This window comes from Rhizobium sp. BK538, assembly GCF_014197575.1.
In the GTDB taxonomy this organism is placed as follows: domain Bacteria; phylum Pseudomonadota; class Alphaproteobacteria; order Rhizobiales; family Rhizobiaceae; genus Rhizobium.
The window spans coordinates 229691-246348 of record NZ_JACIFT010000002.1 but is presented as its reverse complement, the minus strand read 5'-3'; the positions used below and the strand labels follow the sequence as shown (position 1 = coordinate 246348).

The window sequence follows — 16658 nt, the reverse complement described above, 5'->3', positions numbered from 1 at the left end:
CAACGGCGGCGAATATACTTCAAATCATTCCAAACTAGAGTGTTTGACACCAGTTTGCTTTTGGGCGAAGAGATTTTTCGTCGGACCTCAGACGGAACGTCCGCACAGGAGAGGATCATGAAACTCAACAAGAATTTTTGCGCAGCTGTGGCGCTGGCGGTGGCGGTGGCCCCAACCGCTCTGCTCGCCATTCCCGCCTACGCGGCACCGGATGCTGCTGCAGTCGTCAGGCATTACGCCGAAGTTGCGCATGCCAAGTACGAAGACTCGCTGACCACGGCGAAAGCTCTCGACGCGGCAATCGACGCCCTGCTCAAGAACCCGACCGATGAAACGTTGAAGACTGCCCGCGCCGCCTGGATCAAGGCTCGCGTCCCTTACCAGCAGACGGAAGTATACCGCTTCGGCAACCCGATCGTCGACGACTGGGAAGGCAAGGTCAACGCCTGGCCGCTGGACGAAGGCTTGATCGACTATGTCGACCCGTCCTACGGCACCGAGAGCGACGAGAACTCGCTCTATGTGGCCAACGTCATTGCCAACAAGACGATCAAGATCGACGGCAAGGACGTTGACGCGTCCAAGCTGACGCCTGAGTTCCTGTCTGGCACGCTGGCAGAAGCCGGCGGCGTCGAAGCCAATGTCGCAACGGGCTACCACGCGATCGAATTCCTGCTCTGGGGCCAGGACCTCAACGGCACGGGTCCAGGTGCTGGCAACCGCCCTGCGACCGATTATGACCTCAAGAATTGCACACACGGCAATTGCGATCGCCGCGCAGAGTATCTGAAGTCCGCCTCCACGCTGCTCGTTTCCGACCTTCAGGAAATGACCAACAACTGGGCTTCGGATGGCGAAGCCACCAAGCATGTCGAAGCAGACCCGAAGGCCGGCCTCGTTGCTATCCTGACCGGCATGGGCTCGCTCTCCTATGGCGAGCTGGCCGGCGAGCGCATGAAGCTCGGCCTGCTGCTGCACGATCCGGAAGAAGAGCACGATTGCTTCTCCGACAACACCTACAACTCGCACCTCAACGACGCGATCGGCATCGCCGCCGCTTACACCGGCGATTACACCCGCGTCGACGGCACGAAGATAAAGGGTCCGTCGCTGCATGATCTCGTCGCAGCCAGGGACAACAAGCTCGACAAGGACATGCAGGCGAAGCTGAAGAAGACGCTCGATGCGATGCAGGTCATGGCGAAGCGCGGTCAGAATGTCGAGAAGTACGACCAGATGATCGGCGAAGGCAACAAGAAGGGCAACGCCGTCGTTCAGGCTGCCATCGACGGTCTCGTCGACCAGACCAAGTCCGTGCAGCGCGTTATTGCCGCACTCGATCTCGGCACGGTGAAGCTTGAAGGTTCCGACAGCTTGGATAATCCTAACGCCGTCTTCCAATAAGAAAAAAGGCGGGCCGCTTCGTCTGGCGGAGCGGCCCGAACCCCCGAAATGCCTCCCAGACCGGCCCCTCGTCTTCTCAGTAGCGCAGTGTTCTGCGCCGCGATTGCCGGATTTTCCGTCGCCCTGGCGTCCGATTTCGATCTCCCGACAAAGCGAACCGATCTTTCCGACGCAGATATGAAACGCGTCGCCGATGTGACGCGACCGACCACCGATTTTTCCAAGGTCGAGCAATACGAGGCGATGCAGGCCGGCGGCGCCACCTCCATCGATCCGGTCGCAGAGGATTCCTTTTCGCATATTTCCGCGACGATCCCCTTTGAGAAAGAGCAGCCGTTCCGTCTTGGAAATGCCCTCTTCAAGAAGCTCTGGGTTTCCGCCCCCTCCTCGACGCAGGCCTCGGATGGCCTGGGGCCGCTCTTCAACGCCCGCTCCTGTATGAGTTGCCATTTGAATGACGGCCGCGGAAGGCCCCCGGAAGGCGGCGTCAGCGCCACCTCGATGTTTCTGCGCCTATCGCGCCCGGCGATAACGCCGGAGGAGCAACGCGCAATCGCCACCGCCGAGAACGTCAACTTCCCCGACCCTGTCTATGGCCACCAGTTGCAGGATCTTGCAGTTCCGGGTCTTCCCTCCGAGGGAAAGATGGCGATCCGCTACACCGAGGAGCCTGTGACGCTTGGCGACGGCGAAACGGCCTCGCTGCGCCGTCCGACCTATGCGGTGATCAACCTTGGCTACGGGCCACTCGACCCCGCGACAACGATCTCGCCGCGCGTCGCGCCCGCAATGATCGGGCTCGGCCTGATCGAGGCCATTCCCGAGGCGGACATCCTAGCCCACGCCGATCCGGACGATGCGAACGGCAACGGCATCCATGGCAAGGCGGCGATCGTGCGTGATCACCGCACCGGTAAGATCGCGCTCGGTCGCTTCGGCTGGAAGGCCCAGAATGCAAGCGTGCGTGATCAGAGCGCCGATGCTTTTTCCAACGACATTGGCATTTCGAACTCCGACCGGCCCGACCCACACGGCGACTGCACAAAAGCCGAAGCAGAGTGCCAGAAGATGCCGACAGGCGTGCAGAAGCGCCTAGGCAAGGAGGAGGCCCCCGGCCCGATCCTCGACCTCGTCACCTTCTATTCCGCCAACCTGGCCGTCCCTGCGCGGCGAAAGGCGAGCTTTCCGGCAACCCTGCGGGGCAAGAAGATCTTCTACCAAAGCGGCTGCATCTCCTGCCACGTGCCGAAGTTCGTCACGAGCCGCGACAGCGCCGACAAGGCCCAATCCTTCCAGCTGATCTGGCCTTATTCCGACTTGCTGCTGCATGACATGGGCGACGGTCTCGCGGACGGACAACAAGTCGGAAGCGCCAACGGTCGTGAATGGCGCACGCCGCCACTATGGGGTATAGGTCTGACACAGACTGTCAGCGGGCACAGCTTTTTCCTCCACGACGGACGCGCCAGAAATCTCACCGAAGCGATTCTCTGGCATGGCGGCGAGGCGCAAAAGGCGCGTGACGCTTTCGCATCCCTGCCGAAGGATGACCGGCAGGCACTGATTACATTCCTGGAGTCCCTTTGATGCGCCTTTGGCAACCCCTTGTTCTCTCCCTTGCCCTTGCTTCCTCCGCTGCCGCCCAGACCACTGCACCGCAAGCCGGCCTGAACGAGGAGGCGGTATCGGCCGTGATGCAGCGGGCAGTCGACGACGTGATCCGCCCTGGCTACCGCAATGCCCAGCAATCGGCAGCGCGCCTGACAACGGCAATGAAGGACCTCTGTGATGACGCGACCCAGCAGACACTCGACAAGGCGAAATCGGCCTTCGACGACACGATCCGTTATTGGTCGGTCATAGAGATTGTCCAGACCGGGCCGGTTATCCAGGACAATCTCTTCGAGCACATCCTGTTTTATCCCGATCGCAAGGGCGTCGGCCTGAAACAGGTTCAGGCTCTGATCGCCAAGGCCGACCCCAAAGATGCGACAGTCGACGCAATCGCCGGCAAGAGCGTGGCGCTGCAGGGACTGACGGCGCTTGAGTACGTGCTCTACGGCACCGGCTCCGAAGACCTGACCAAGCAGAAGAACAGCTTCCGATGCCTCTACGGCGCTGCAATTGCCGGCAACGTCCAGCGCGAGGCCGGCGAAGTCGTCGCGGCCTGGGAAAAGCCCGATGGCGTGCAGGCGAGCTGGAAGCATCCGGGCCCGCAAAGCGCAGACTTCATGGACAACAAGGAAGCGGTGACCGCGCTGCTCGGGATTCTCGTTCATGGCGCGGAGACCGTCCGCGACCAGCGGCTCGAGCAGTTCTACAAGGGCAAGGACACCACACCACGTCCGCGCATGGCGATCTACTGGCGCTCCCACAACACGTGGAAGTCGATGACGGCCAACCTCGAAGGATTGCGCACGCTCTGGCAAAAGGCCGGCATGGCCGAACTTCTGCCTGCGGACAAGAAGCCCATCGCCGATGCGATCGATGCCAGCTTCAAGTCGCTGCTGGAGACCGTGCCGAAGCTCAACCCGGATATCGAAGTTGCGACAAGCGCCGAGCAGAAAGCAAAGCTCGATGCCCTTCTCGTCAGTACGCGCGAACTGATCACCAAAATCAGCGATGATTACGGCGTAGCGATCGGCCTGTCAGCCGGCTTCTCCTTCTCGGACGGCGATTGAGGGCCATGTGGAATAGCTCGGCGATCGACCGGCGCAGTTTCGTCAAAGCCGCCGGACTGACATTGCTGGCCGCGCTCCAGCCGCGTGCGCTCATGGCGCTGGAGCGCGCGGATGCTGTCTATGCATCTGGTATGCGAACGGCAAACGGATCCTACGCCGTTGCCACCGTTTCGGAGCGCGGTGAAATCATCGATCAAGTCGCGCTTCCGGCGCGAGCGCATGGCATGGCCTTCAGCCAAATGACGGGAAAGACTGTCGCGTTTGCCCGCCGCCCCGGCACCTACGCGATGATCTTCGATTCTCGCAGCAAGAAAGAGCCGATCATCATCACGACTGCCGAGGGTCGCCACTTCTATGGCCATGGCGCCTTTTCACCGGATGGCCGGCTTCTCTATGCCAGCGAAAACGCCTTCGACACCAACCGTGGCGTGATCGGCCTTTACGACGCGACGAGCCGTTTTGAGCGTGTCGGCGAGTTCGAGACCTACGGCGTCGGTCCGCATGACATGACCGTGTCTGACGACGGGCGCATGCTGATCGTGGCCAATGGCGGGATCGAAACGCATCCGGACTTCGGCCGCACGAAGCTCAACCTATCCAGCATGCAACCGTCGCTGACGCTGATAGACGCGGCAACGGGAACGCTGATCGAAAAACGCTCCTTGCCATCGCAGTGGGCGCAACTCTCTACACGGCACGTCGATGTCGACGACAGCGGCCGCGTCTGGTTTGCCTGCCAATACGAGGGCCATCGCAACGACCTGCCGCCCCTCGTCGGCTCGTTTGCGAAAGGCGAGGATCTGCGCTTTGTCGATCTTCCGGAAGAGACCACACGCCGGCTCGCAAACTATGTCGGCGCCATCGCAATCAATCGGATGGAAGGGCTGGTCGGCGTCACCTCCCCCAAGGGCGGTGCTTCCGTGACGATCGATGCGAAGAGCGGTCGGGTGCTCCATGAGGAGTTCGTGCCGGACGCGGCAGGCATTGCCGCTGCCAGGAGCGGTTTTGCCGTGTCGTCCTATGAAGGCGGGTTTCTATCAACGCAGAGCGACGTCGCCTGGGACCAGCATATCGTACGCATTGCGACCATCTGAATTGTGCGCAAAAGATCGCTAGCGATCTGGTTCACGGATATGAGCCGCCCTATGTCAGGCGAATGAGCAGGACCCTGACCTACGTCGTCTTCGTCGCAATCGCGCTGGGTGGAGGCGTGGTTATCGGCGCCAGCAATCCGCCCGGGGAATGGTATCAATCTCTCGTCAAGCCGGCGTTCAATCCACCTGATTGGATTTTCGGGCCCGTCTGGTTCGTTCTCTACGCGCTGGTCGGCATTGCCGGGGCGCGGACGTGGCTGCGAGGACACCTCTCCATCGGCATGCTCCTCTGGGCCTGGCAAATGGTGCTGAATTTTCTCTGGTCGCCATCCTTCTTCGGCCTGCGGATGCCATCGGCTGCGTTGGTCGTGATCGTTTTGCTACTGGCGCTGATCCTTGCCTTTGTCGTCAACCGCTGGAAATCGGACCGAATTTCGGCGCTGCTCTTCATTCCCTATGCCGTCTGGGTGAGCTTCGAGGCGCTGCTCAATGCCTCGATCGTCTATTTGAACTAGCAATTTGCCCGCCCCCGCGACTCGGGCGAACAGCTATCGATCCGCGAGAAAGTCGAGCAATCGCCGTTGAAGAACAGCTGCCGCGGCTGGATCATAGGCCGCGAGCAACCGGTCGGAAAAAAGGTGCTCGTCGCCCGGATAGAGGAAAAGCCTGACGTCAGCCGACTCGCCGGCCAGCGCCTTCGCCGCCTCGATATCACCGTCTCCCACGAAGAACGGGTCGGCGTCCATTGCATGGATCTGCGCGGGCAGGGCTTTCGGCCAAGCCGAACCGAATTCCGAACGCGGCAAGCAGGCGTGAAGGAAGATCGCGCCCCGCGCGCCGGGACGCGTCTGAGCCAGATACTGCGCCGGGAGAACACCGAGGGAGAGACCGACATAGACGAGCTCACTCGCAAGCCCATCCACGGCGCGGGCTCCGCGTTGGATAATCTCGCCGAAGCCGATCTCCCGAGCATGCTGCACACCCTGCTCCAAGGTGTCGAACGTCCGGCCGGCAAATAGGTCGGGCGTATGAACGACGTGTCCACCGGCTCGCAGGTCTGCAGCAAAAGCGATGACGCCCTGCGTCAATCCAAGCGCGTGGTGAAATAGCACAACGTCTACCATGGCGGACCTCCCGATTGCTTCACGCGGGCGGAACCGGCAGCATCTCAACCGGCGCGGGCGACCCAGTCGTGCCAGTCATCCTCGCTGCCGTGGAACACGTTCAGGTCGATCCGGCCGTCGACACCGTGCGAGATGCCGGAGCCCGAATACTGCCAGAATACCCACCGGCGTCCGGGATAAACCTTGGAGGGGTGTGCCGCAACCGAACGCAGCCAGAAAGGATAGTTCAGAAACGCGCCCTTCAGGTTGTCACGGTAGAAGTCCGGCGCCGTATAGATGATTGGCCGCTGGCCGTAGTGCCGCTCAAGCTTGTCCATGAAGACCTGCATCTTCTCGCGAACCTTCTCGGGCGAGACGCGCCGCTTGCAGCTCGACTCGCCGTTCCATTCGACGTCGATAACCGGTGGCAAGGCTCCGGCTTCCCTCGGAACGTTGCGGATGAACCAGTCCGCCTGTTCGCCTGCCGTGCGGCACCAATAGAAGAAGTGATAGGCGCCGCGCTTCATTCCGGCCTGCTTGGCGTCCCGCCAGTTCTTTCGGAACATCGGATCAAGATGATCGCCGCCATCAGTCGCCTTGATGTAGACGAAGTTCGCGCCCTGCGTCCTCAGCTTCTGCCAGTCGATGTCACCCTGCCATCGCGAAACGTCGACGCCATGAACGGCGAGTTTTCGCGGCGACGACGAGCCGAAGTTGATGGGTTTGACGTCACGGAAACGGTGATTGTAGATTCGCGAACGTGTCCGTGGCGCCTCGTCGGTTTCGGGTGCTGCGGGCGCCAATACGGCCGGCGCCACTGTTTCAACCGGCCTTTCCGAAGGCATGGGCGCAGCGGCCACGCCTGCCTGCGGCATGAAGGCTTGCGGCTGGGGGATCGGGCCGGCCCAAGCCAATTCCTCCTGTCGCGGCGCGGCTGGCGCTGGTGTCTCCGCGACATCAGCCGACGGCACCGCCGTTGCCGGCACGGGAGCGCCTGGGCGCGTGACCGAGTTGGTCGTCTCACGCGATGGCGCTCCTGCAACGAGGCTGTCCGGTCCCAAACTGGACGTGCAGCCCGACAAAGCAAGGCAAGCAAGGAAGAAAGCTGACGCAGCCGATAGACGCATAAGAACCCGCACGCAAAACAACTGTCGACGGCAGATTCGCTGCCACCGGGGAACCACTGAGAAGCAATGGCTAACGGAGATTTACCAAAAAAGACTGAATCCAATCTTTACGTCCGGCGCTGGCACGCGCGGTCAAACGGTAGGCGGCAGCACATCGCGCGGGAGCGCTCCGCCAACTGATTTCCGGGAACCGCTTGTCTGACGCGGCGCACCATGCCACTTTCGCGCTCGCAAGAAAGGCGAAACGATGACTGACGACGACAGTGGCGATTTCCACGAGCGGATCCGGAAAAACTTTGCGCGCCAGGCGGCGATGCACACGATCGGCGCCGAATTGACGCGCGTCGAGCGGGCAATGGTGGAGATTGAGCTGCCATTCGACGTCAAGCTCACTCAGCAGCACGGGATCCTGCATGCCGGCGTGATCTCAGCTGCCCTCGATTCTGCCTGCGGTTTTGCCGCCTACAGTGTCATCGATGCCGAGGCATCCATTCTGACGATCGAATTCAAGGTCAATCTGCTGTCGCCGGGGCGTGGTGATCGCTTCCTCTTTCGGGGCGAGATCACCAAGCCGGGATCGAACATCATCGTTGCGGACGGGCGCGGCTACGCGATCGGCGACGGACCGGCAAAGCTGATCGCTTCCATGACAAGCACCATGATGATCATCCGTGGCAGAGAGGGCATTTCGGGATGAAGTTTGAGCTGAAATCGGTCGCCGGCAAGTCCATTCTCTTCGTGATGGCGGCCGAGGCCGAGTATGGTCCTTTCCTGCGCTCTCGCTTCGAGCCGCTGATGACAGGGGTCGGTCCGGTCGAGGCGGCCATCGTGCTCACCCGGGCGCTCGCGCAATTGGAGCAGACCGACGAGTTGCCGCAGCTGGTCGTGTCGCTCGGTTCGGCCGGGTCGGCAAAGCTCGAACAGACCGAGGTCTATCAGGCAACCTCCGTTTCCTATCGCGACATGGACGCATCGCCGCTCGGCTTCGAGAAGGGGCGCACGCCGTTTCTCGACTTGCCCGCCATCGTCGATCTGCCACTCAGAATTCCAGGCATTCCCGAGGCGAGCCTCTCAACCGGCGGTAATGTCGTGTCGGGACAGGCCTATAACGGTATCGCCGCAGACATGGTCGATATGGAGACCTTCGCAATCTTGCGCGCTTGCCAGGCGTACCAGCTGCCGCTGATCGGCCTGCGCGGGATTTCCGACGGCGTGGAAGAGCTGCAGCATATTTCCGGCTGGACGGAATACCTGCATGTCGTCGACCGCAAGCTGTCTTATGCCGTCGACAGCCTGTTTACGGCGCTGGAGGACGGCGTATTCTGGTTCTAGAGCCTGCAAAACAGGGACAATCAGGACAATAAAATCCTCCAGCGAAGGATTTCGCGCATTGCAAGACCGGGTGCTTTTCATTAAAGGCTCGCCATGACCCAGACAGCACACCCAGACAGCGTTCTCATCGTCGATTTCGGCAGCCAGGTAACCCAGCTGATCGCACGCCGCGTGCGCGAAACTGGGGTCTACTGCGAGATCATTCCCTTCCAGTCCGCCGAAGAAGGCTTCAAGCGCCTGCAGCCGAAGGCCGTGATCCTGTCCGGCAGCCCGGCCTCGACGGTCGATGAAGGCTCGCCCCGTGCGCCTAATATCATCTTCGACAGCGGCCTGCCCGTTTTCGGCATCTGCTACGGCCAGCAGACGATGTGCATGCAGCTCGGCGGCAAGGTCGAGAGCGGCCACCACCGCGAATTCGGCCGCGCCTTCCTCGAGGTGGACGAAGACAGCGCCCTGTTCGAAGGCCTCTGGTCAAAGGGCTCGCGCCATCAGGTCTGGATGAGCCACGGCGACCGCGTCACGGCACTCCCCGAAGGCTTCGAAGTCGTCGCGACCTCGCCGAACGCGCCTTACGCCTTCATCGCCGATGAGAAGCGCAAATATTACGGCGTGCAGTTCCATCCCGAAGTCGTGCACACGCCTGACGGCGCCAAGCTGATTGCCAACTTCATTCACAACATCGCCGGCATCAAGGCAGACTGGTCGATGTCGGCCTATCGCCAGAAGGCGGTCGAAGCGATCCGCGAGCAGGTCGGCGACAAGCGCGTCCTCTGCGCGCTTTCGGGCGGCGTCGACAGTTCCGTTGCAGCACTTCTGATCCACGAAGCGATCGGCGATAAACTCACCTGCGTGCTCGTCGATCACGGCCTGATGCGCAAGGATGAGGCGGCCAACGTCGTCGCCATGTTCCGCGAACACTACAACCTGCACCTGGTTCACGTCGACGCTTCCGACAAGTTCATCGGCGAGCTCGAAGGCGTCAGCGATCCCGAGACGAAGCGCAAGATCATCGGCCGGCTGTTCATCGAGACCTTCGAGGAAGAGGCGAGGAAGCTCGGCGGCGCCGACTTCCTCGGCCAGGGCACGCTCTATCCCGATGTGATCGAAAGCGTTTCCTTCACCGGCGGACCGTCGGTGACGATCAAGTCGCACCACAATGTCGGCGGCCTGCCGGAGCGCATGAACATGCAGCTCGTCGAGCCGCTGCGCGAGCTCTTCAAAGACGAGGTGCGCGTGCTCGGCAAGGAGCTCGGCTTGCCCGACTCATTCATCGGCCGCCACCCCTTCCCCGGTCCGGGTCTCGCGATCCGCTGCCCGGGCGGCATCACCCGCGAAAAGCTGGAGATTCTCCGCGAAGCCGACGCCATCTATCTCGACGAAATCCGCAAGGCCGGTCTCTACGACGCCATCTGGCAGGCGTTTGCCGTGCTGCTGCCGGTCCAGACCGTCGGCGTCATGGGTGACGGGCGCACCTACGAATTCGTCTGCGCACTGCGCGCCGTCACCTCCGTCGACGGCATGACCGCCGATTTCTACCACTACGACATGGAGTTCCTCGGCCGCGCCGCAACCCGCATCATCAACGAGGTGCGTGGCATCAATCGTGTCGTCTACGACGTCACCTCGAAGCCGCCTGGCACGATCGAGTGGGAATGATTCAGGCCGATCCAATCGCCGCCGAATTTACGCTAGAGTACGACGTAACACTCTGAAAATAAAATAAATTTGTCCGATATCGATCAGTATCTATCGGTGGATGTAAGTTGGCTTCGTCGGTCCGCCTGACGAACCTCGGTCGTATCGCACATCCTCGAGATGCTGACGGCGATCGTCGCCGACGCCTGGCCGCTTCTCAACGCCCCTGACCAAGCCACGGTCGAAACCAAAGGCGCGGCGCTTCGCGAAAAGCTCGCTCGGTTTGAGGCCGTGTTGTCCGAGGAGCCGTACTTCGCGGCTGCGGACTTCACTATGGTCGATGTCGTCGCCCCCGGCGCCGAAAAGCCGCCGATCTTGTTTCCCGCCGCCCGTCGATTGCTCGCGCGTTGCCATGCAGGATGTACCGTCTCACCAGATGAGCGGAATCAGGCGGTAGCGCACGCGGCGCGCATAGTCGTCATAGCCCTCGAGACCCATGCGCAGCGCCTTCTCTTCGACGCCGATTCGGATGCCGAGCAAGAGGGCTAGCAAAGGCGCCGTAGCAAGTCCCCACCAGGAGCCGAGCACGAGCGACGTCCCAGCGATGTAGAAAAGCGCGCCGAAATACATCGGGTGGCGAACGATGGCATAAGGGCCTGTTGTGATGACCGCCTGCCCGCGGTCCCTTTGTATTTTCACGACCGGCGCCGCGAAGCTGTTCGTGCGCATGGTCCAGTATATGAACAAAATCGCCGCCAGGAGTAAGCCGCATCCTGCCCACTGCAGGGAAGGTGGCATTATCGACCAGTGCCAGCGCGCAGCATCCGCTGCCATGAGTCCCATCCCTCCAAACATGAGAAGCAGGATTGGGATGAGGACCAGCTTGTCCGCGAGCGGTTGGTCCCTTTGCACGGGCGGCTTCAGGCGCTCTTGAAGCAAGCCGGGATCGACGCGCGCCATGTGCAGCCCAAATACGACTGAGATGGTGATCATCACGCCCAGATAGAGCCACCCGCCGGTGTAGTCTATCGTTCCTGCAGCACCGAAGATGATCGCGCCCATGAGGCCGAACCAGACGATTGTCTGGGCAAGAAGATTCAGAGCGAGGCTCATTTCTTTCCCTCTCCCGGTCCATGCTATTGACTCGTCCGCATGGGACGTCGCCGCGAGATTTCGCCTCTCATCGCGGTCGGCGACGCAGCTTCCGGCGGCGCATGGCGCCTTCCATGGCGCGCCGCACATCACCCGATAGGATTCAGCCATCTCCTCGAGACGTGCGTTTCTACTTCCTGGGCGGAACGATTCCGGCTCCGGCCGCCAGCCGCTCGGCCACTGCGTCGAGTAGCCGGTTCTGTTGCCCGATCATGGCTTCGTAATCGTCGGCCACGGGCGTAAAGCGCGCTTTGTTCCACGCGCGCTGTGGCGACGCGCAAGCGCGTAGCCCTCCAACAATCGCGCTGCCAACCTTGCGCTGCTCTTGCTGATCCCAAGGTCCTCGGTGATCTGGTCGAGGCTGACGGGCTGGGGCAAAGACGCAGATGCCCGTAAAGCCGGGCGGCGATGGGCGGAACGTCCCAAGGTGCGAGCAGCCGAGCCACATCCTCTGCGAACCGCTGCCCGTCCTTGCGTGACTTGTTTGACAAATTCAGCATATACAAGCGAAGAGGCTGGCGGCAAGTGGCCGTCCGAGGAGGAGCCATACTTCCCTATCATGTCGCCGCAATCATGGTTATCGGGCTGCCGATGCTCTACGTTGCGGTGCGATACCGCGAGTACTGCAAATTCCTCGCCGGCGCGTTCTTTGTCAGCAGCGGCACGCAATTCTACTTCTACCTGGCGAAGATCCCGATCCCGCTGATGTGGGCCAATGCCGTCCAGTCGACTCAGCTTAGCGCCCTACGCGGCACGATCCACTGTGCTCTTTCTTGTCTGTCTGTATTTCGGGTGGTTCTTCCGCGCCAAGCACCGCACGGATTAGGGCGGCAGCGCGGAAGACGGTAGCGCGGCCTCGGTCGCATGGATTGCCTCTATCTGGTCGCTGCCGCGCATGTTTTCTGGCGCCGTTGGGATTCAGTGAATCCGGTCCTCTTGGACGCAACAGCGCTCTAACGGGCGCAGTCCGCGCGTCCTATTTTTTGGCCTTCCGGCGGGCGGCACCTGCCGGGCCGTCCAGCCAATCCTGATGACCGTTGATCATCGGATTCGGTTTCGTCTTCGCGAGATCTTCTGCCGGTTCCGCCTGGTGGCGGACGGCGACGGGCTCGCAATGTTTGAACCTCCAGTCAATCTCCCCGGCCTCAGCAAGCTCGCGGTCTGGCACGAGCGCACGCATCGCGATCCCGGCCACCGCTGGGTGCGATCGATCCTCTTTGAGACGTGCGGCGCTCCGGAAGCGAACGATAGCTCCCTTGCTTGAGATCAAGACCCGCCCGACAATCCGATCAGAAATCGAGGGACTGCTGCGCTGGTTTCGGCGGCGCCATGCTGACGCCCTCAAGTTCGAGCATCCTCTGCTTCGATGACGAACCGCCCGGTGCGGAAAAGCCGCCGATCTTGTTTCCGGCCGCAAGTACACGATGGCACGGGATGATCAACGCCACCGGATTTTTCGCCATCGCCTGGCCGACATCGCGCGCCGCCTCCGCCCCGGCGCCGAGTTGCTTTGCAAGAGCGCCATAAGTCGTCGTGTGGCCCCAGCCGACCTGCCGCGCGGCATTATAGATTTGTTTGAAGAAGGGGTCTTGGCCAGTGAGGTCGAGCTTGATGGCCGAGAAGTCCGTCGGCTCTCCCTGGAAATAGCGCCTTACCGCCGCTACCGCGTCTGTGATGGCGGGCGTTGGCGTCGCGGGCTCGGCGCCCGGAATGCGACGCAGGAGAAGGCGCTCGGTCGAATCTGCGCTCGACGTCGGCAATTGGAACCGCGTGATGCCGCTAGCGTTCCAGGCAATGCCGCAGAAGCCGCCGACGGTTTCGAAGATCAGATAGTGGTGCGTTGCCTGTTTCATCGTCACTGCCTCCATGCTGGATCACCCTGAAAATCGTGCAGCCGAGCGCTGAATTCAACCCGTTTCTTGCGCAGCACCAAACGCTACCGCCGCGACTCACGATAAATGCCCTCTGTTTGTTCTTATGCTTTCAAGATCAGATGATACGATCCCCACATTCCCTGGAGAACGAAAAGGCCGGGCGAATGCCCCGGTAGCTGGTCATGCACGAACAGAGCCTACAGGTATCCTTCGAGTTCGCTTCCCCGAAAATCAGCCCGCGCGCATCACGCTTCGACAAGGAGAATCTCTTCTTTGCGATTTTGCCGGACGGACGATCGCTTTGCGAATACCTGGAGATCCAAAGGCGGCTGCAGCTGGATCACCTTCCCTTCGCCTCGCCGCGTCCCACCCGAGCTTCTGCATGTCTCGCTCTACAACGTCGAACAGAGCGCGCGGATTTCAGATGCAGTGATCTTCGCGGCCTGTCGGACCGCCAGTGCCATCGACACCTGCCAGTTCGAACTATCCTTCGATCATGTCGCGACCTTCAGGAAGTCGCGGCGAAACGCCATCGTGCTGAGCGGCAACGGCGGCCGGGAGCTGCTGCGGCAGCTACATGTGCAGATGGGCAATCTCGGAGAAGACGCCAGAATAAATCGGAACCTTCAGCCACATGCGACGCTGCTCTACGATAGCGAGGTGATGCCCCGCGTCACTCTGCAGAAACCCGTGGTCGTCGCTGCGCGCGAATTCGTGCTACTCCGCAATCGCCCGGGCGAACAGGGCTACGAGTTTGTCGATCGTTGGCCACTGCGGGCGCGAGGATAACGGCTTGCCTCGGGCTATTGAAGTCGCTTAAAGCTCCTGCGACGACGGCATGAAGCGGAGAACGACATGAATACGTCCGAGATCATCATTGCGGGCGACACGGCGGGTGTCGACTGGCGGCTGCCCGTTCTCCGTTTCAAGGGCGGCGATCCAGCGGCACCGAAGGTCTATATTCAGGCCGCTCTGCACGCCAACGAACTGCCGGGCACGGCCCTGATGCACTTTCTGTGCGAAAAATTGCGCCAGTCCGAAAGTGCCGGCCAAATCAGAAGCGACATCATTGTCGTCCCGCATGCCAACCCGATCGGTGCGGCCCAGTCTCATTTCGGCGAACTCCAAGGCCGGTTCGATCTTGGATCACGCACCAACTTCAACCGCGAATTTCCGCTGATCTCGGTGAAGGATCGCGACGGACTGCTTGAGAACCTCGAGCGCCTTTCGGCCGTCGACAAACTGAAGCGCCAGCTGCTGCACATGGCGCTCGGCTGCGATCTGGTAATCGACCTGCATTGCGATGATGAATCACTGCAGTATGCCTACATCGACGAGGCGTTCTGGCCTGAGGCGGCCGACCTGGCCTCCGCGATGGAGATGGAAGCCGTTCTTCTGTCCGACGGCGAGAGTTCCGCCTTCGAGGAGGCCGTCGGTTTTGCCTGGAAATGCGAGACGTCGGAGAAGCAGTCGCGCTTGCCCGGCAAGCTGTCTGTAACCGTCGAGCTTCGCGGCCGCCGTGATGTCTATCCTGACATGGCAAAGAACGATGCCGAGGGATTGTGGAAGTTTCTGGCGAGCCGCGGCGCAATCGATGTTACCGTCTCGCTGCCCGCTTTCGATGGCCCCGCCGTCCCGCTCGACAATATCGAGATGGTCCGTGCGCCGGAGGCCGGCACGGTCCTGTTCCATCGCAATATCGGCGAATGGGTTGGCGAAGGCGATGTGCTTGCCACGTTGATCACCCGCCCCGGCATGGCTGACGGCAGCGTCGAGATTCGTGCGCCGCAGGCTGGCCTGATTGTGATGCGCAGCTCTCAACGGCTCGTTCGTCGCGGCGCCGACATGATGAAGATTGCTTGCAAGACCGCCAGCAAGGCGACACGCAAGCCTGGAACGCTGGAGAACTAAGTGACCGTCACCATATACGGCATCAAGAACTGCGACACGATGAAGAAGGCCCGCAACTGGCTGGAAGAGCATAACGTCGCCTACCAGTTTCATGACTACAAGGCCGTCGGAATCGATCGCGCACACCTGCAGGCCTGGACAAAGGAAGCCGGGTGGGAAACGGTGCTTAACCGGGCTGGCACGACCTTTCGCAAGCGGCCTGAGGCCGAGCGCGAAAATCTCGACGAGGGCAAGGCGATCGCGCTGATGCTGGAGCAGCCATCGATGATCAAGCGGCCGGTTATCGAGGCGGACGGAAAGTTGCTCATCGGCTTCAAGCCCGAGACCTACGGCAGCTTCTTCAAGGCCTGATTGATGTCCAAAACCACGCGCGCCACGCAGGTTCTCAGCAAGGCCGGGATTGCCTTCACGGTCCATAGCTACGACTACGACCCGAATGCAGAACGAGTCGGCCTGCAGGCTGCGGAAGCACTTGGCGAGGAGCCGCATCGCGTGTTGAAGACGCTGATGGCGGAGGTCGACGGCAAGGCCGTCTGCGTCGTCGTGCCGTCGGATCGCGAGGTCAGCATGAAGAAGCTCGCAAGCGCCTTTGGCGGAAAGTCCGCCAACATGATGAAGCCCGCCTATGCCGAGCGCCTGACAGGCTACCACGTCGGCGGCATCAGCCCTTTTGGACAAAGGAAGCTCGTCCCGACGGCAATCGAAGAGGCAGCGCTGACGGAAACGCACGTCTACATCAATGGCGGGCAACGCGGGCTGCAGGTTCGGCTTGACCCGAAAGACGCGTTGAAGACGCTGAAGGCTGCAGCGGCACCCCTCATTGCCTAGTCTTAGCTGAAGCGCGCCAGCAAAGAGGTGAGTGCCGCAGCATCGGCCGTGCTCAGTTTGGCGCCGAAATTGTCCTCGATGGCTTTGGCATAGACTTGCCACATGCGCTTCTGCAGGGAACGGCCGTCCTCGGTAACGACCACCCATTGTCCGCGTCCATCCTGATCAAAGGTTTCGCGCTGCACCAGCCCCGCCTTCTCGAGACGATCGATCAGGCGCGAAAGATTGTATTGGGCAAGCAGTGTGCGCTCTTCGATTTCGAACGGCCGCAACCTGCCCTGCGGCGACCGCACGAGTTCCCAGAGCACATCGTACCAACTAAGCGGCGGAAGTCCGGCTGATTTGAGATCCGCCTCGATCTGGCCGAGCAGCCGCTGCTGGGCGCGCATCAGCCCGATCCAGGCATCGGTCACCGCATCGGAGGGCGTCGCATCGTTCTGTTTTTCATTCATATATGCATCTACATCTATCTTGAATTCTCGCGCAACGACTATTATATGCAATTGCATCTACAATG

At 61.2% G+C, this 16658-nt stretch carries 19 protein-coding genes; 12 read left to right on the top strand and 7 right to left on the bottom strand.

Translation table 11 applies throughout. From position 1 onward, the window contains the following. The first annotated feature begins 117 nt into the window (after window positions 1-117). The 5 genes from FHX09_RS03540 (at window position 118) to FHX09_RS03520 (ending at window position 5694) form a co-directional block, all read left to right on the top strand. A complete protein-coding gene (locus tag FHX09_RS03540; protein ID WP_132591865.1) occupies window positions 118-1404 on the top strand; it encodes an imelysin family protein in 1287 nt (428 codons plus the stop codon). Window positions 1405-1452: 48 nt separating this feature from the next. Then, complete coding sequence (locus tag FHX09_RS03535; RefSeq protein WP_184449286.1) at window positions 1453-2991, top strand: di-heme oxidoredictase family protein; 1539 nt, start codon at window positions 1453-1455, stop codon at window positions 2989-2991. Continuing rightward, entirely contained in the window at window positions 2991-4085 is a 1095-nt protein-coding gene (locus tag FHX09_RS03530) for an imelysin family protein (RefSeq protein ID WP_184449284.1), read from the top strand. The genes FHX09_RS03535 and FHX09_RS03530 overlap by 1 nt, the downstream gene beginning before the upstream one ends. Window positions 4086-4090: 5 nt before the next feature. Then, window positions 4091-5179: a DUF1513 domain-containing protein gene (locus FHX09_RS03525; protein ID WP_132591861.1), complete on the top strand. Its 1089-nt coding sequence runs from the start codon at window positions 4091-4093 to the stop codon at window positions 5177-5179. A 62-nt stretch (window positions 5180-5241) separates the two neighbouring features. Further along, window positions 5242-5694 (top strand): TspO/MBR family protein, encoded by a 453-nt coding sequence (locus FHX09_RS03520; protein ID WP_132591859.1) that lies wholly within the window; start codon window positions 5242-5244, stop codon window positions 5692-5694. A 33-nt stretch (window positions 5695-5727) separates the two neighbouring features. Here the strand turns inward: FHX09_RS03520 and FHX09_RS03515 are convergent, their stop codons facing one another. Both FHX09_RS03515 and FHX09_RS03510 read right to left on the bottom strand, forming a co-directional pair. Beyond that, the gene (locus tag FHX09_RS03515) at window positions 5728-6303 is read right to left on the bottom strand and encodes a dienelactone hydrolase family protein (protein ID WP_132591857.1); all 576 of its coding nucleotides are present in this window, start codon (window positions 6301-6303) and stop codon (window positions 5728-5730) included. A 44-nt stretch (window positions 6304-6347) separates the two neighbouring features. Beyond that, window positions 6348-7409, bottom strand: coding sequence for a GH25 family lysozyme (locus tag FHX09_RS03510; RefSeq protein ID WP_132591855.1), 1062 nt, complete (start codon window positions 7407-7409; stop codon window positions 6348-6350). Window positions 7410-7656: 247 nt separating this feature from the next. On the opposite strand from FHX09_RS03510, the gene FHX09_RS03505 reads away from it, so the two are divergent. The 3 genes from FHX09_RS03505 to guaA all read left to right on the top strand — a co-directional run bounded on the left by FHX09_RS03505 (window position 7657) and on the right by guaA (window position 10397). Continuing rightward, window positions 7657-8106 (top strand): PaaI family thioesterase, encoded by a 450-nt coding sequence (locus FHX09_RS03505; RefSeq protein WP_132591853.1) that lies wholly within the window; start codon window positions 7657-7659, stop codon window positions 8104-8106. Beyond that, window positions 8103-8741 (top strand): 5'-methylthioadenosine/S-adenosylhomocysteine nucleosidase, encoded by a 639-nt coding sequence (locus FHX09_RS03500; RefSeq protein ID WP_132591851.1) that lies wholly within the window; start codon window positions 8103-8105, stop codon window positions 8739-8741. Before FHX09_RS03505 ends, FHX09_RS03500 begins: the two co-directional genes overlap by 4 nt. 93 nt (window positions 8742-8834) lie before the next feature. Continuing rightward, the gene (guaA, locus tag FHX09_RS03495) at window positions 8835-10397 is read left to right on the top strand and encodes a glutamine-hydrolyzing GMP synthase (RefSeq protein WP_132591849.1); all 1563 of its coding nucleotides are present in this window, start codon (window positions 8835-8837) and stop codon (window positions 10395-10397) included. A 90-nt stretch (window positions 10398-10487) separates the two neighbouring features. Here the strand turns inward: guaA and FHX09_RS03490 are convergent, their stop codons facing one another. The 4 genes from FHX09_RS03490 to FHX09_RS03475 all read right to left on the bottom strand — a co-directional run bounded on the left by FHX09_RS03490 (window position 10488) and on the right by FHX09_RS03475 (window position 13381). Next, window positions 10488-10790, bottom strand: coding sequence for a hypothetical protein (locus tag FHX09_RS03490; RefSeq protein ID WP_132591847.1), 303 nt, complete (start codon window positions 10788-10790; stop codon window positions 10488-10490). Window positions 10791-10805: 15 nt separating this feature from the next. Continuing rightward, the gene (locus FHX09_RS03485) at window positions 10806-11489 is read right to left on the bottom strand and encodes an isoprenylcysteine carboxylmethyltransferase family protein (RefSeq protein ID WP_184449282.1); all 684 of its coding nucleotides are present in this window, start codon (window positions 11487-11489) and stop codon (window positions 10806-10808) included. A gap of 1015 nt (window positions 11490-12504) precedes the next feature. Then, on the bottom strand, window positions 12505-12708 hold the full coding sequence (locus tag FHX09_RS03480; protein ID WP_132594132.1) for a hypothetical protein: 204 nt from the start codon (window positions 12706-12708) through the stop codon (window positions 12505-12507). A gap of 109 nt (window positions 12709-12817) precedes the next feature. Next, on the bottom strand, window positions 12818-13381 hold the full coding sequence (locus FHX09_RS03475) for a methylated-DNA--[protein]-cysteine S-methyltransferase (RefSeq protein WP_132594130.1): 564 nt from the start codon (window positions 13379-13381) through the stop codon (window positions 12818-12820). Window positions 13382-13675: 294 nt separating this feature from the next. On the opposite strand from FHX09_RS03475, the gene FHX09_RS03470 reads away from it, so the two are divergent. From FHX09_RS03470 to ybaK, 4 genes are all read left to right on the top strand, one after another. Next, complete coding sequence (locus FHX09_RS03470; protein WP_245505563.1) at window positions 13676-14191, top strand: 2'-5' RNA ligase family protein; 516 nt, start codon at window positions 13676-13678, stop codon at window positions 14189-14191. Window positions 14192-14257: 66 nt separating this feature from the next. Continuing rightward, entirely contained in the window at window positions 14258-15313 is a 1056-nt protein-coding gene (locus FHX09_RS03465) for a succinylglutamate desuccinylase/aspartoacylase family protein (protein WP_132594128.1), read from the top strand. Continuing rightward, window positions 15314-15664 (top strand): ArsC family reductase, encoded by a 351-nt coding sequence (locus tag FHX09_RS03460; protein ID WP_007790835.1) that lies wholly within the window; start codon window positions 15314-15316, stop codon window positions 15662-15664. A gap of 3 nt (window positions 15665-15667) precedes the next feature. Further along, the gene (ybaK, locus tag FHX09_RS03455; RefSeq protein WP_007790839.1) at window positions 15668-16141 is read left to right on the top strand and encodes a Cys-tRNA(Pro) deacylase; all 474 of its coding nucleotides are present in this window, start codon (window positions 15668-15670) and stop codon (window positions 16139-16141) included. A gap of 2 nt (window positions 16142-16143) precedes the next feature. Here the strand turns inward: ybaK and FHX09_RS03450 are convergent, their stop codons facing one another. Further along, a complete protein-coding gene (locus FHX09_RS03450; RefSeq protein ID WP_132594126.1) occupies window positions 16144-16650 on the bottom strand; it encodes a MarR family transcriptional regulator in 507 nt (168 codons plus the stop codon). Between the last annotated feature and the right edge of the window lie 8 nt (window positions 16651-16658).